Here is a 14257-nt window from a genome sequence, read left to right as displayed (position 1 = left end):
ATCCAGATGGTAGTGGTGCTCGGTTTGTGCGTTGAACCCGACCTCCACCGTGCGCAGGCTATCGGCACCGGAAAGCTGTGCGTAGACCATCGCCAGCAACTGCTGCCAGCGACCAAATCCCTTGCTGTACTTGTCGGCCTCGCACCGCTCGACGGCGCGATCAAACACGCCACGCGGGAGATGCTTCGTCAGTGCATGGAATCGGCTTATGCTGAACATGTTGCGGGCCCCGGTTTTTGAGTTGGCGCTCGGGGGTGTACACCCCCAACCGTTGGCCCGCAACGCTTCTCGCTCCCATGGCTGGATTTATTCCGGACAGCAGTGTGCTAAAGCAGGAATCCAGCGTCTTTGCTTTCAATGGCCTATAGACACTGGATCCCGGCTTGACCAGCCCTTCGGCTGTTGAGAGCCGCTGGGATGACGAGCAAAACCAGAACATCCCTAGGAGCGTGGGCGGCATCGCCGGCGGCCTGCTCCTTTCGCGCATGACGCGTCATGTGATTCGCCGCCACTACACCCACGATCCGGGCTGATTCCGCCTGGTTCCCCTTCCGTGAGCGGCTCCAGCCGACAAACCGACAGCTCCGCACGCATTCACCCGGATTTTCCGGCCGATGCCGTTCAATCGGAGCCTTGCCCCGTTGGTGGAGAGCTTGCATGGCCCGGAAGAAAGTCGCGGACATCATCGTCGAAACGCTGCAGCAAGCGGGCGTAAAGCGCTGCTACGGCATCGCCGGCGACACACTCAACCACATCACCGACGCGGTCCGTCGCAGCGAGATCGAGTGGATCCACATGCGCCACGAGGAAGCCGGTGCGATGGCGGCCGGTGGCGATGCCTTGCTTAGCGGCGAACTGGCCGCCTGTGCCGGTGCCTGCGGACCGGGCAGCCTCCACTTCATCAACGGCCTGTTCGAGGCGCACCGCAATCGCGCGCCGGTGGTGCTGATCGCCACCCAGATCGCCACCAGCGAACTGGGCATGGACTTCCCGCAGGAAGTCGACCTGGAAACCATCTACAAGACCTGCAGCCATTTCTGCCAACCCATCCATTCCCCCGCGCAGGCGCGCCGCGTGACCGCGCTGGCTGCGCAGACGGCGCTGAACAGGCATGGCGTGGCGGTGATCATCGTCTCCGGTGACATGGCGAACATGGAGGTGGACGAAGGCCTGCCGTTCAGCGTGCATCGCCCGCAGCCGGTCCTGCGTCCATCCGACGCGGAACTGGACGCCGTCGCCGAACGGCTGAATGCCGGCAAGCGCGTGGTGCTGTATTGCGGCTCCGGCTGCGAGGGCGCGGAGCGCGAAGTGGTGGCGCTGGCCGACAAGCTGAAGGCGCCGGTGGCGCACACCTCGCGCGCCAAGGATTTCATCGAGCCGGACAACCCGTACAACATGGGCATGACCGGCATCATCGGCGTGGAATCCGGCTTCCGCGCCATCGACGCCTGCGACACCTTGCTGCTGCTCGGCGCGGATTTCGCCTGGAGTCAGTTCTATCCGAACGAGGCCACCCTGATCCAGGTGGACAACGACGCCACCCACCTGGGCCGTCGCCACCCGGTCGATCTCGGCGTGGTCGGCGACATCAAGGCCACCCTCGATGCCCTGCTGCCGCGGCTGCAGACGCGCGAGGACCACGCCTTCCTGCGCAACAGCCTGAAGCATCGAGAGCACACCCTGAAACAGCTCGCCGAACAGGAACAGCCGGGCAAGGACGGCCTGATCCATCCGCAATACCTCACCCACCTCATCGACCTGCACGCCAGCGACGATGCCGCCTTCACCGCCGACGGCGGCAGCCCGATGGTGTGGCTGCTGCGCCACATCCACAGCAACGGCAAGCGACGCACGCTGACCAGCCTGGTGCATGGCACGATGGCCAATGCGATGCCCTCGGCACTCGGCATCCAGAAAGCGTTTCCACAACGCCAGGTGATCGCGCTGTGCGGCGACGGCGGCATCGCCATGCTGCTCGGCGACCTGCTCACCGCGATCCAGGAAAAGCTGCCGGTCAAGCTGGTGGTCTACGACAACAGCTCGCTCGGTTTCGTCGAGATGGAGCAGAAGGTGGACGGCCTGCTCGACAGCTATACCGACCTGCTCAACCCCGACTTCGCCAAGGTCGCCGAGGCCGTCGGCTTCCATGCACGCCGGGTGGAGCAGGCCGACGAACTGGAAGACGCCGTGCGCGAGCTGCTGGCGCAACCCGGTCCCGCGCTGCTCGACGTCAAGGTCAACCGCTACGAACTGGTGATGCCGCCGAAGATCGAGCCGGGGCAAGTGCTGCACACCGCACTGTATTCGGCCAAGGCCGTGCTGGCCGGGCGTGGCGGCGACGTGGAAAAACTGCTGCGCAGCAACTTCGAGGATTGATTGCAACCACGGGGCTTCTTCCTCTCCCCTGCGGGGAGAGGACCGAGGTGAGGGGCCAATCTTGCAGCGGACCGTCATCGAAGCACGCTCTCGTGCAACATCCCCGCGAGAACCCGCCCCTCATCCCAACCGTCTCCCCGGAGGGGAGAAGGAGCAGGGTGGAGTTACTTCTTCGCCGCCCCCTGCCCGAACAACACCCGCTTCGCTTCCTCGTCGTTCGCCAGATCCAGCTTGTCCTTGATCGTGTCGCCCACCGCGTAGGCCCGCTGCGTGGCCGGCCGTTCGCGAATGCGCTCGAACCAGGCCTTGAGCTGCGGGAAGTCGGCCAGGTCCATGCCCTGCGCCTCATGCGACACGATCCACGGATAAGCCGCCATGTCGGCGATGCTGTAGTCGTTGTCGACAATGAAATCACGGCCGTCCAGACGGCCATTCAGCACGCCATACAAACGCCGCGTCTCGTTGACGTAGCGATCGATCGCGTAAGGGATCTTCTCCGGCGCGTAGCGGCTGAAGTGATGGTTCTGGCCCAGCATCGGACCAAGCCCGCCCACCTGCCAGAACAACCATTCCAGCGCCTCGACCCGAGCACGCAAGTCGGTAGGCAGGAAGCGACCGGTCTTTTCCGCCAGATACTGCAGGATCGCACCGGACTCGAACACGCTGATCGGCGCACCGCCATCGGCCGGCTCGGTATCGACGATCGCCGGCATGCGATTGTTCGGCGAGATGGCGAGAAAGGCCGGCGCAAACTGCTCGCCACGGCCGATGTTCACCGGCTTGATGGCGTAGGGCAGGCCAGTTTCCTCAAGGAACAAGGTGATCTTGTGGCCATTCGGCGTAGGCCAGTAATGCAGTTCGATCATGGGAGAACTCCAGCGCGGGGAAACTTCAAACTCGGGGCCATGCTGGCGCTTTCAAGGTAAACAGCAAGCGATGATGGTCTGTCGATCGGGCCGGCGCACTGCTCGCATCGGCCATCAATGATGGATCAGCGCGCCGCGCGAGTGCTCGAACCGCCCGCGGATTTGCCACGTCATCCGGCGCAGCGTTTACTCTCTGGGTCGAAAACATTCCAACATCGCTCCAGAGGGAAACGCATGACCCGTATCGTCGTCGTCGGCAGCATCAACATGGACCTGGTCACCGTGGCGACGCGCTTTCCCGCGCCCGGCGAAACCTTGCTTGGCGAACGTTTTCTCACCGTGCACGGCGGCAAGGGCGCCAACCAAGCCGTGGCGGCGGCGCGACTCGGTGCGGAAGTGAGCCTGGTCGGTGCGCTGGGCGACGACGCCTTCGGCACGCAGATGCACGAGGGCCTGCGCGATGAAGGCGTGGACGTGTCCCATGTGATGCGGCTGGACGATTGCGCCAGCGGCACCGCCTCGATCAGCGTGGCCGACGGCGAAAACCAGATCGTGGTGGTACCCGCCGCCAATGCGCGCGTCACGCCCGCACACGTGGAAGCCGCCCGCGAGCTCATCGCCCATGCCGATGCGGTGCTGGTGCAGATGGAAATCCCGCTCGATGCCGTGGAAGCCACGCTGCGCCTGGGTCATCGCCTCGGCGTGCCGGTGATCTTGAACCCGGCTCCCGCGCAAAAGCTGCCCGTCGACTGGCTCAAGCTGGCGCGCTACGTCACGCCCAACCAGCTCGAACTGGCGACCCTGCTTGGCGCCGACCCGGCCGAGGATTTTCGCCAGCTGATGCAACGCGCCCCTTGCCCGGTGGTGCTCACCCGCGGCGCCGAAGGCGCGTGGTACCGCGAGCAGGGCGAACCGGCGCATCAATCCAGCTTCAAGGTCGACGTGGTCGACAGCACTGGCGCCGGCGACACCTTCAACGCCGCGCTGGCCGTGTTCCTGCACGAAGGCCTGCCCGAAGCGGTGTGCAAGGCCTGCGCCGCCGCCGCGTTGTCGGTGTCGAAACTGGGCGCGCAGGGCGGCATGCCCGCACTGACCGAGGTAAATGCCCTGCTGGCGCAGCAAGCAAGCTGATCACATCGGCAGGGTCGCTGCGCTGTACTGCAACCGCCCAGGGCCGATCAAATCATACCGCTCAACCCAGGCGATCATCCGCCAGGTGGTAATGCGGGTCTTCCATCACGTTGACCTCGATCATGTCGCGCGCCCGGTGCAGCAATTCGCGGCAGTCCTCGCTGAGGTGGCGCAGTTGCAGGCGTTTGCCGAGTTGCTGGTAGCGCCCGGCAAGGGCGTCGATGGCCTCAATCGCGGAATGATCCATGACGCGGGCGTCGCGGAATTCGATGATGACGTCGGCGGGATCATCGCGCGGGGTAAACAACTCGGCGAACTGCGCGGCCGATGCAAAGAACAGCGCGCCACGCAAGGCATAAACGCGACGGCCGTCTTTGTCATCACGCACGTCCACGCGAATCTGCTTCGCGTGCTGCCACGCGAACACCAGCGCGGAGATGACCACGCCCGCAACAACGGCGATCGCCAGGTCGGTGAAAACGGTCACCACCGTCACCGTGACGACGACCAGCGCATCCGCGCGCGGCACCTTGCCGAACACGCGCACACTGCCCCATTCGAAGGTCTTCTCCGACACCACGAACATCACGCCGACGAGTGCGGCCAGCGGAATGCGTTCGATCAGGCCGGAGGCGAACAGGATGAAGCACAACAACGCGATGCCGGCCACGATACCGGATAGACGTCGGGTGGCGCCGGCATTCACGTTGATCATGCTCTGCCCGATCATCGCGCAGCCGCCCATGCTGGAGAACAAACCGCTGACCACGTTGCCAATGCCCTGCGCCACGCATTCGCGATTCGGCTGGCCGCGCGTTTCGGTCATGTCGTCGATCAGGTTCAGCGTCAGCAGCGATTCGGTCAGGCCGATGATCGAGAGGATCAGCGCGTAGGGAAACACGACTTTCAGGGTCGCCAGGTTCCACGGCACATCCGCGATATGGAACGGCGGCAGGCCACCCTTGATCGAGGCCAGGTCGCCCACGGTGCGCGTATGGATGCCGGCCACTTGCGTCAGCAACGCCACGATGATGATCGCCGCCAGCGCCGACGGCACGGCACGCGTCAGGCGCGGCAACAGGTAGATGATGGCCATGCTCAGCGCCACCAGACCCAGCATCACGAACATCGCCGAGCCGTGCAACCACTGCAGCGATCCATCCGCCCCGGCCTGCTTGAAGTGATGCAACTGGGCCATGAAGATCACGATGGCCAGGCCGTTCACGAAACCGAGCATCACCGGGTGCGGCACCATGCGGATGAATTTGCCGAACTTGAACAGGCCGAACGTGACCTGCAGCAGCCCCAGCACCACCACGGTGGCGAACAGATATTCGACGCCGTGCTGTGCCACCAGCGCCACCATCACCACCGCCATCGAACCGGTCGCGCCGGAAATCATGCCGGGCCGTCCGCCCAGCATCGCCGTGATCAGGCACATGATGAACGCCGCGTACAAGCCAGTCAGCGGATTGACGTGGGCGACGAGGGCAAAGGCAATCGCCTCAGGCACCAGCGCCAGTGCGACGGTGAGCCCCGACAGGATGTTGTTCTTGGTTTCGGCAAACGATGACGACACGGGTATTTCTCGGGACAAGTCAGCCTGCCCGCGCATCGACGTGAGGGCAGAACCTGAAGGGAGGGAGCACACGCGTGTGCAAGGGTGCCGAAACGGGGGACGGCATGAATGACGCTCGAAACAGGCCCGGTACGGCGGGGCCACGACCGGTGCAGTACCGGTCTTTCATCAAGCGCAGAGCCTCTATTGTTGCATAGCAGCACACATCGAGCACGCCGCCTCGCGCTTCGTCAGGGCCGAACAGCGCGAATATCGCCATGCATGGCTGTTTCCCCGGTACGACAAGACTACCCACGCGTCTACCGAGGATGGTTTCTACGACCTATTTGCCGATGCAGAACGAGCCGAAGATGGCGCCGAGCAGATCGTCGCTGGTGTAGCTGCCGGTGATTTCGCCCAAGGCGTGCTGGGCGCGGTGCAGTTCCTCGGCGGCGAGTTCGCCGGCTCGACTGGTGGCGAGGATGCGGGCAGTGTGACCGAGGTGCGTGCCGACCTGTTCCAGTGCCAGTACATGGCGGCGACGTGCGCTGAAGGCGCCCTCGCCGCCGCCGGCTCCGGCCAGTTGGCGCAGCCGGTCGCGCAGGGCGTCGAGGCCGGCACCGGTTTTCGCGGAAGCCCACAGGCAGGCGATGCCGCCACGGGTTTCCGCGCGTGGGGTGGTTTGCCCGAGGTCGATCTTGTTGATCAACACCATGCGTTCGACGCCGGCGGGCAGTACATCGAAGAACGCCAGGTCCGCATCGACGTCGGCCTCGGTGGTGACCAGCAACGCCACGTCGGCGCGCTGCAGTTCGCCATGGGCGCGGCGTACGCCTTCGCGTTCAACTTCGTCGTCGGTCTCGCGCAGGCCGGCGGTGTCGGCCAGTTCCAGCGCGATGCCGTCGAGGCTGAGGCTTTCGCGCAACACGTCGCGGGTGGTGCCGGCGACGGGGGTGACGATGGCGCGGTCGCTGCCGGCCAGTGCATTGAGCAGGCTGGACTTGCCGGCGTTGGGGCGGCCCACGATGGCCACCTTGAGGCCATCGTTCAAACGCACGCCGCGGCGGGCCTCGCGCAGCAGTTCGCGCAAGTCGGCGCGCAGATTTTCGAGTTGTGTGGTGATCGCGGGATCGGCGAGGAAGTCGATCTCTTCCTCGGGGAAGTCGATCGCGGCTTCGATGTGCACGCGTAGCGCGATCAGCGCCTGCAGCAAGACCTCGACCTTGCGCGAGAACACGCCTTCCATCGATTGCAGCGCAGCGCGCGCTCCGGCCTGCGAGCGCGCCGCGATGAGATCGGCGACGGCTTCGGCCTGGGCCAGGTCGAGCTTGCCGTTCAAGAACGCGCGTTCGGTGAATTCGCCGGGCCGCGCCAGTCGCGCGCCGAGTTCGCACACGCGGCGCAGCAACGCATCGAGCAACACCGCGCTGCCATGGCCCTGCAACTCCAGCACGTGTTCGCCGGTATACGAGGCCGGAGCAGGGAAGTGCAGCAACAGACCCTGATCGATGGTTTCACCGGCAGCGTCGCGGAAGCTGACGAAATGCGCGTACCGCGGCCGCGGCGCACGGCCGAGCAGGGCCTGCGCGATCAGCGGCACGCTCGGTCCGGACACACGCACCACGCCCACACCGGCGGCACCGGGGGCACTGGCGATGGCGGCGATGGTGTCGGTGGGCTGGCTCATGCGGGAAGCGTAAACGAAGACGGCCGCGCAGGTGACCCTGCACGGCCGCTCTTGTGAAAAGTGCGGCCAAGGATGGCCGCCCGTTTGATCGTCGCGATTGACCGTCGCGATCAGGGATGATCGCAAAAGCAACGCATCAGGCGGTCTTGGCCTTGGTGTCCATCGCGTCGTAACGCTTCGTGACCCACCACTGCTGGCCCAGGCGGCACAAGCCGTTGACCACGTAGTACAGACACAGGCCGGCCGGGAAGAACAGGAAGATCACGGCGAAGATCACCGGCATGAACTTCATCATCTTCGCCTGCGTCGGATCCATGCCGGTGGCGGCCGGCATCAGCAGCTGCTGGATCAGCATGGTGGCGGCGTAGATGATGGGCAGCACGAAGTACGGATCGGCGGCGGACAGGTCGTGGATCCAGCCGAAGAACGGCGCCTGGCGCAGTTCCACGCTGTCACGCAGCACGTAGTACAGGCCGTAGAAGATCGGAATGGTGATCAGCATCGGCAGGCAGCCGGCGACCGGGTTGATCTTCTCCTTCTTGTACAGCTCCATGGTGGCCTGCTGCATCTTCTGCTTGTCGTCGCCGTAACGCTCCTTCAAGGCGTCCATGCGCGGCTTGAGCTTGCGCATCTTGGCGGCGGAGGCGTACTGCGCGTTGGTCAGCTTGTAGGTGGCCAGGTTGATCAGCAGCACCAGCAGGATGATCGACACGCCCCAGTTGCCGGTGAGCTTGTCCAGCTTGGCCAGCACCCAGTGCAGCGGCACGGCGAAGATCTTCAACATGCCGTAGTCGATGGTGAGCTGGAAGCCGGGTGCGGTGGCGCCGAGCACGTCGGGCAGCTTGGGACCGACGTACAGACGCGCGCTGGTATCGCCCTGCTTGCCCGGTGCCACGCTGATCTGCGGACCGACGCTGCGGATCAGGTAGCGCGAGGTGTTGCCGACATTCACCACGGCGGTGGAGAACGTGTCCGTTTCGCCGGCCTTGGGGATCCACGCGCCGACGAAATACTGCTGCATCATCGCCACCCAGCCACCGGTGGCACTGGCGTGCAGCGGCTCCTTGGCGAACTTGTCGAAGGCCAGCTTGTTGAATTTGTGCTCGGGGCTGTACCAGGCGGCACCGAAAAAGCCGTAGTGCGACTGGTCGGAAATGCGTGCCAGGAAATTGCTGTAGTGCGGAGCCGGCGGCTCGACGCGCTGCAGCTGGCGATAGGCATTGCCATTCCATGCCTTGGCGCTGCCGTTGTCGATCTGCTGATCCAGATCCACCACGTAGCTGCCGCGATGCAGGGTGTAGCGCTTGACCACCTTGAGGCCCGACGGATCGGTCCAGGTCAGGTCGACCACCAGCACATCCTTGCCGGGTGCCAGCGTGTAGCTGGTCTGTGCGGCCTGGAACAGCGCGCGGTGATCGGGGGCCGGGCCGTCGGCACTGACCAGGCCATCCTGCGCGGCGAAGTAGTGGCTGGGGGTTTCGTCCAGCAAGCGGATCGGCGCCGGGTCCGGATTCTTCTTGGTGCGCGGCGTGACCGGGTAGTCGAGCAGCTCCGAACGCACGATGCTGCCGCCGCGGGTATCCACGGTCAGGCGCAGCACATCGGTGCTGATGGTGACCTGCTGCGACGGCGCGACCTTGGCCGGGGCATTGGCGATCGCCGGTGCGGCGCCCGGCGCCGGGCTCGTCGCACCGGGCACCGCGGCACTGCCACTGGCCGTCGGCACGCTGACGCTGTCACTGCTGGCCGGCGCAGCAGCACTGGCCGAGCTGGCCACGGCGGGCGCGGGGGGATGCGGACCGTAGTCCTTTTCCCAGGCCATGAACAGGAAGTAGGCCACCGCCAGCAAGGCAAACAGGAGGAACGTGCGCGTCTGGTTCATCGCGGAGCAGATCCGATCGTGGGTGCCGCGACAACGGGCCGCGGAAGATGGGAAGAAAGAGTCAACACGCCATTGTGGCGGCGTCGCCGGGCGGCTTCAACGCCGGAAGCTTGCGCCACAGTGCATCGATCTCGGCCAGCAAGTCCGGCCCCGGCAGGCCGGCGGCCTGCTCGCGCGCCATCACCAGCAGGTCCATCGGCGGCAATTGGTGGCGCACGCGGCGGAAGGATTCACGCAGCAGGCGCTTGATGCGGTTGCGCTCGACGGCGCGCTTGGACACGCGTTTGGAAATGGCCAGGCCCAAGCGGGCCTCACCCAATCCATTCGGACGATAACGCACAGCAAAGCAGCGACCGCCGAGGCGGCCGCTGCCTTGTCGCATGGCGGCAAAATCTGCGGCGCGGCGAAGCCGCGCTTCGCGCGGCAGGCCGGCGGCACGCATGAAATGCAGGCCGCTTACGGGATCAGGCGCTTGCGGCCCTTGGCGCGACGGGCATTCAGGATCTTGCGACCGTCGGCGGTGGCCATGCGGGCACGGAAGCCGTGGGTGCGAGCGCGCTTGAGCTTGCTGGGCTGGAAGGTCCGCTTCATGGCGTACTCCGGGTTCGATACGGTGAAAAAGGTTTGCGAGTATGCCGGGCCGGCCGTATCAGTGTCAAACAAACCGTGCCGGCGGCTGTGGACAGGCTTGTGGACAGTTGTGTGGATATTCCATCCGGAAGCACTCCCCGTCCTGCTAGACTTCGCCGTCCACCTGGCGCACAAGCGCCCCCTGCCGTGGTTGGACGATTATTCATGAGTGATTTGTGGCGACGCTGTCTGGAGCGCCTGGAAAGCGAGTTGAACGCCGAGGACCTGCATACCTGGCTGATGCCGCTGCAGGCCCGTGAAGACGAGACCGGCCTGCAGTTGTACGCGCCCAACTCCTACACCCTGGACACGGTGCGCGAACGCTATCTCGCACGCATCGAGACCGTGCTGAGCCAGCTCACCGGACAGCCGCAATCGGTGCGACTGGACGTGGGGTCCAGCGCGCGGCCATTGCCGCCCAAGGCCGCCGCGCCCGCGCGTGCCACGGTGAGCGCGCCTGCGGCCGCGCCGTTCGCGCACAACCTGGACCCGCATTACACCTTCGAAACCTTTGTCGAAGGCAAGTCCAACCAGCTCGGCAAGGCCGCCGCGATGCAGGTGGCGCAGAACCCCGGCCGCGCCTACAACCCGCTGCTGCTGTACGGCGGCACCGGCTTGGGCAAGACCCACCTGATGCATGCCGCCGGCAACCTGATGCGCGAGCACAAGCCCGACTGCAAGGTGATGTACCTGCGCTCGGAGCAGTTCGTCGGCTCGATGATCGAGGCCTTGCGCACCAAGAACATGGACGAGTTCAAGCGCCGCTTCCGCTCGGTGGACGCGCTGCTGATCGACGACATTCAGTTCTTCGCCGGCAAGGACACCACGCAGGAAGAGTTCTTCCACACCTTCAACGCGCTGTTCGAATCCAAGCAGCAGATCATCCTCACCTGCGACCGCTATCCGAAGGAAGTGGACAAGCTGGAACCGCGCCTGAAGTCGCGGCTGGGCTGGGGGCTGTCGGTGGCGATCGAGCCGCCGGACTTCGAGACGCGCGCGGCGATCCTGCTGTCCAAGGCGCACGACAAGGGCGTGGATGTGAGCGAGGACGTGGCGATGCTGCTGGCCAAGCGTATCCGCTCCAACGTGCGCGACCTGGAAGGCGCGCTCAACACGCTGGCGGCGCGCGCCAACTTCTATGGCAAGCCGATCACCACCGCGTTCGCCGAGGAAACCCTGCGCGACCTGCTGGCCACGCACGCGCAGGCGGTGACGATCCCGAACATCCAGAAGATCACCGCCGACTACTTCAACGTGCGCCTGCAGGAGCTGCTGTCCAAGCGCCGCGTGCGCTCGCTGGCACGGCCGCGGCAGATCGCGATGGCGCTGTCCAAGGAACTGACCGATCACAGCCTGCCGGAAATCGGCGAGGCCTTCGGTGGCCGCGACCACACCACGGTGCTGCATGCCTGTCGCACGATCCGCAAGTTCTGCGAAACCGATCCGCGCATGCGGCAGGACTGGGAACAGCTGATCCGCATCCTCACCGGTTGATCCGCGGCAGACTGGCAGGCGATTTCCGGTGCGGTTGGGCATAAAGCCTTGAACCAAACCGGGGTAAGCTGTGGATAATAGGTGGATGGATCGAGCCGCAAATTTATCCACAAACCGCGCACAAGAACCAAGGCCTTTGAGACACAGTTTGTTTTTCGTCTAATTCATTGAAAAACAACGAGAAATTTTGAAATTCGAGTTATCCACGGCACCAACAGCAACAACAAATACTTCTTTTAAAGAACAGAACAGCAGTGTAGGGGACGCGCATATCATGCAATTCAGCATCCAACGAGAAGTTCTGCTCAAGCCGCTCCAGCAAGTCGTGGGTGTGGTCGAGCGTCGCCAAACCCTGCCCGTGCTGGCCAACCTGCTGGTTCGGGTCGCTGACGGTAGGCTGTCGCTGACGGGTACCGACCTGGAAGTGGAGATGGTGGCCTCCACTGAAGCCGAAAAGCTGGAAGACGGCGACATCACCATTCCGGCGCGCAAGCTGTTCGACATCGTGCGTGCCTTGCCCGATGGCGCGCGTATCGACATGAAGCTCAATGGCGATCGCGTGGCGCTGAGCGCCGGACGCAGCCGCTTTACCCTGGCCACGCTGCCCGCCAGCGAATTCCCGACCATCGACGAGATCGAACTGGTCGAGAAGGTTTCGCTGCCGGAAGAAGTGCTGCGCGAACTGATGGAGCGCACCGCCTTCGCCATGGCCAACCAGGATGTGCGCTACTACCTCAACGGCATGTTGCTGGATCTGCAGGAACACACCTTGCGCTGCGTGGCCACCGACGGCCATCGTCTCGCATTGAAGGAAACCCGGCTGGACAGCAAGGTTTCCTCGCGACGCCAGATCATCATTCCACGCAAGGGCGTCAACGAGCTGGTCGGCTTGTTCGAGACCGGCGACGGTATGGTCGAACTGGAATTCGGCCGCAATCACCTGCGCGTTCGCCGCGGCGACGTGGTGTTTACCTCGAAACTGATCGACGGTCGTTTCCCGGATTACGAAGCGGTGATTCCGCTGGGTGCCGACAAGCACGCCACGCTGGATCGCGAAGTGCTGCGCGGTGCCCTGCAGCGCGCAGCGATCCTGTCCAACGAGAAATACCGCGGCGTGAAGCTCGAACTGTCGCCGGGCAAGCTGAGACTCGTGGCGCACAATCCCGAGCAGGAAGAAGCCGTGGAAGAGGTGGAAGCCGACACCGTGGTTTCCGATCTTTCGGTGGGTTTCAACGTCGGCTACCTGCTGGATGCTCTGGCCGCGCTGCGCGGCGACAAGGCGCGCCTGAGCCTGCGCGATGCGCAGTCCAGCTGCCTGGTGCAGGAAGACGACAACGAAGAATCCCGCCATGTGATCATGCCGCTGCGGCTCTGACCTGCACGTGCCTGATTCTCGGCTAGCGCCGTCTGCGCAACGCCGGAACCGTCCGCGGTTCCGGCGTTGCCGTATGCGGGGCACGCATTCGTGAAACTGGAACGCTTGCGTATCCAGGGCTTGCGCTGCCTGACCGAGGTCGAACTGAGTTTGTCGGACGGACTGCATGTGCTCATCGGTCCTAACGGCGCGGGCAAGACCAGCGTGCTGGAAGCGGCCTTCCTGTTGTCACACGGCCGCTCTTTTCGCAGCGGTGCGCGCGAAGCCCTGTTGCAGCGAGGCGAAAACGCGCTCAGCGTGTTCGGCGAATGGCGCCATGCCGACGGGCACGCCGTCCGGCTCGGACTGGGTCGAAACGGCAGCCGCTGGGAAGCCCGCATCGATGGCGAGAAGGGGAGTCTGGGGCAACTTGTACAGGCGTGCGCCGTGGTGTGCTTCGAGCCGGGTTCGCATGCGCTGATCGCCGGGGCCGCCGACGAGCGTCGGCGCTACCTCGATTGGGGTGTGTTCCACGTGGAACATGATTTCCTGCTGGCGTGGCGGCGTTACCAGCGGGCGCTGAAGCAGCGCAACAGCCTGCTGCGAAGCCAACCGGTTGCGGAAGCGTCGTTGTTCCTGCCGTGGGAGGCCGAGCTGGCGCAGACCGCGAACCTCATCGACACATGGCGCCGACGCTATCTGGATGATCTGCTTCCCCACCTGCAGTCGCAGGCACATAGCCTGCTTCCCGAACTGGGTGCGCTGGATTGCCGTTATCGACGGGGCTGGTCCGATGAGCGCGATCTTGGCGAGCAGTTGGCGGAACAGCGGGGAAGGGATCTTGCCCGGGGCCACACCACTGCGGGTGCGCATCGTGCGGATTGGTCGATCGGTTTCGAACATGCGCCGTTGCGCGAACATCTGTCCCGCGGTCAGGAAAAGCTCACGGCCCTGAGCTGCCTGCTGGCCCAAGCCAGCCTGCATGCCGAACGTCGCGGCGAATGGCCGCTGATGTGCCTGGATGATCTGGCCTCCGAGCTGGATCAGGCGCATCAGGAGGCTGTGCTGGCACAGCTCCAGGCGAGCGGGGCACAGATCCTGGTGACGGGGACCGACCTTCCCGCGCCACTCGCCGCGCTGCCAGCGCATGTGTTCCACGTGGAACATGGTCGGATCCTGCCGGCTGGACCGGCCTGATCCGGCGCGCCGGGGCTAGCGGCATACCCCTGCTATAATCAAGGGAATACATCACGCCCGACGGCTCGGTCCTGTCGTCGGT

13 protein-coding genes are annotated in these 14257 nt (G+C 64.7%); 6 read left to right on the top strand and 7 right to left on the bottom strand.

Going from position 1 to position 14257, the window contains the following annotated elements; all coding sequences use genetic code 11:
- Window positions 1-219 (bottom strand): DUF4372 domain-containing protein (locus tag BMY90_RS16670; protein ID WP_139201789.1); only part of this gene is annotated, 219 nt, incomplete at its 3' end.
- Between the two features lie 164 nt (window positions 220-383).
- On the opposite strand from BMY90_RS16670, the gene BMY90_RS17310 reads away from it, so the two are divergent.
- Both BMY90_RS17310 and BMY90_RS16665 read left to right on the top strand, forming a co-directional pair.
- Complete coding sequence (locus BMY90_RS17310) at window positions 384-533, top strand: hypothetical protein (RefSeq protein WP_175481610.1); 150 nt, start codon at window positions 384-386, stop codon at window positions 531-533.
- Between the two features lie 124 nt (window positions 534-657).
- Window positions 658-2376 carry a thiamine pyrophosphate-dependent enzyme gene (locus BMY90_RS16665; RefSeq protein ID WP_092705282.1) on the top strand — a complete coding sequence of 573 codons (1719 nt, stop codon included), beginning with the start codon at window positions 658-660 and terminating at the stop codon, window positions 2374-2376.
- A gap of 164 nt (window positions 2377-2540) precedes the next feature.
- Here BMY90_RS16665 and BMY90_RS16660 read toward each other — a convergent pair whose 3' ends face one another.
- Window positions 2541-3242 (bottom strand): glutathione binding-like protein, encoded by a 702-nt coding sequence (locus tag BMY90_RS16660; protein ID WP_092705281.1) that lies wholly within the window; start codon window positions 3240-3242, stop codon window positions 2541-2543.
- Between the two features lie 234 nt (window positions 3243-3476).
- Here BMY90_RS16660 and rbsK point away from each other — a divergent pair, with 234 nt between their 5' ends.
- Window positions 3477-4373, top strand: coding sequence for a ribokinase (gene rbsK, locus BMY90_RS16655; RefSeq protein ID WP_092705280.1), 897 nt, complete (start codon window positions 3477-3479; stop codon window positions 4371-4373).
- A 61-nt stretch (window positions 4374-4434) separates the two neighbouring features.
- Here rbsK and BMY90_RS16650 read toward each other — a convergent pair whose 3' ends face one another.
- The 5 genes from BMY90_RS16650 to rpmH all read right to left on the bottom strand — a co-directional run bounded on the left by BMY90_RS16650 (window position 4435) and on the right by rpmH (window position 10091).
- Complete coding sequence (locus BMY90_RS16650) at window positions 4435-5952, bottom strand: SulP family inorganic anion transporter (protein WP_092705279.1); 1518 nt, start codon at window positions 5950-5952, stop codon at window positions 4435-4437.
- A gap of 322 nt (window positions 5953-6274) precedes the next feature.
- Window positions 6275-7618, bottom strand: a complete 1344-nt coding sequence (mnmE, locus tag BMY90_RS16645; protein WP_092705278.1) for a tRNA uridine-5-carboxymethylaminomethyl(34) synthesis GTPase MnmE — start codon at window positions 7616-7618, stop codon at window positions 6275-6277.
- A gap of 136 nt (window positions 7619-7754) precedes the next feature.
- Window positions 7755-9500: a membrane protein insertase YidC gene (gene yidC / locus BMY90_RS16640; RefSeq protein ID WP_092705277.1), complete on the bottom strand. Its 1746-nt coding sequence runs from the start codon at window positions 9498-9500 to the stop codon at window positions 7755-7757.
- Window positions 9501-9561: 61 nt separating this feature from the next.
- The gene (gene rnpA, locus BMY90_RS16635; protein WP_092705276.1) at window positions 9562-9942 is read right to left on the bottom strand and encodes a ribonuclease P protein component; all 381 of its coding nucleotides are present in this window, start codon (window positions 9940-9942) and stop codon (window positions 9562-9564) included.
- A 14-nt stretch (window positions 9943-9956) separates the two neighbouring features.
- Window positions 9957-10091 (bottom strand): 50S ribosomal protein L34, encoded by a 135-nt coding sequence (rpmH, locus tag BMY90_RS16630; RefSeq protein ID WP_008211413.1) that lies wholly within the window; start codon window positions 10089-10091, stop codon window positions 9957-9959.
- Between the two features lie 204 nt (window positions 10092-10295).
- On the opposite strand from rpmH, the gene dnaA reads away from it, so the two are divergent.
- The 3 genes from dnaA (at window position 10296) to recF (ending at window position 14175) form a co-directional block, all read left to right on the top strand.
- Window positions 10296-11624, top strand: a complete 1329-nt coding sequence (dnaA, locus tag BMY90_RS16625) for a chromosomal replication initiator protein DnaA (protein ID WP_092705275.1) — start codon at window positions 10296-10298, stop codon at window positions 11622-11624.
- A gap of 274 nt (window positions 11625-11898) precedes the next feature.
- On the top strand, window positions 11899-12999 hold the full coding sequence (gene dnaN, locus BMY90_RS16620) for a DNA polymerase III subunit beta (RefSeq protein ID WP_092705274.1): 1101 nt from the start codon (window positions 11899-11901) through the stop codon (window positions 12997-12999).
- A gap of 90 nt (window positions 13000-13089) precedes the next feature.
- Window positions 13090-14175: a DNA replication/repair protein RecF gene (recF, locus tag BMY90_RS16615; RefSeq protein WP_175481609.1), complete on the top strand. Its 1086-nt coding sequence runs from the start codon at window positions 13090-13092 to the stop codon at window positions 14173-14175.
- Window positions 14176-14257: the final 82 nt, after the last annotated feature.

It is taken from the genome of Rhodanobacter glycinis, assembly GCF_900114325.1.
In the GTDB taxonomy this organism is placed as follows: domain Bacteria; phylum Pseudomonadota; class Gammaproteobacteria; order Xanthomonadales; family Rhodanobacteraceae; genus Rhodanobacter_A; species Rhodanobacter_A glycinis.
This window is presented reverse-complemented; position numbering and strand designations above follow the sequence as displayed.

What these genes read in the sequence shown, in the direction of transcription:
- BMY90_RS16665 (WP_092705282.1), top strand. Translation starts at nt 658, where the DNA reads ATGGCCCGGAAGAAAGTCGCGGACATCATCGTCGAAACGCTGCAGCAA.
- BMY90_RS16660 (WP_092705281.1), bottom strand. Translation starts at nt 3,242, where the DNA reads ATGATCGAACTGCATTACTGGCCTACGCCGAATGGCCACAAGATCACC.
- rbsK (WP_092705280.1), top strand. Translation starts at nt 3,477, where the DNA reads ATGACCCGTATCGTCGTCGTCGGCAGCATCAACATGGACCTGGTCACC.
- mnmE (WP_092705278.1), bottom strand. Translation starts at nt 7,618, where the DNA reads ATGAGCCAGCCCACCGACACCATCGCCGCCATCGCCAGTGCCCCCGGT.
- yidC (WP_092705277.1), bottom strand. Translation starts at nt 9,500, where the DNA reads ATGAACCAGACGCGCACGTTCCTCCTGTTTGCCTTGCTGGCGGTGGCC.
- rnpA (WP_092705276.1), bottom strand. Translation starts at nt 9,942, where the DNA reads ATGCGTGCCGCCGGCCTGCCGCGCGAAGCGCGGCTTCGCCGCGCCGCA.
- rpmH (WP_008211413.1), bottom strand. Translation starts at nt 10,091, where the DNA reads ATGAAGCGGACCTTCCAGCCCAGCAAGCTCAAGCGCGCTCGCACCCAC.
- dnaA (WP_092705275.1), top strand. Translation starts at nt 10,296, where the DNA reads ATGAGTGATTTGTGGCGACGCTGTCTGGAGCGCCTGGAAAGCGAGTTG.
- dnaN (WP_092705274.1), top strand. Translation starts at nt 11,899, where the DNA reads ATGCAATTCAGCATCCAACGAGAAGTTCTGCTCAAGCCGCTCCAGCAA.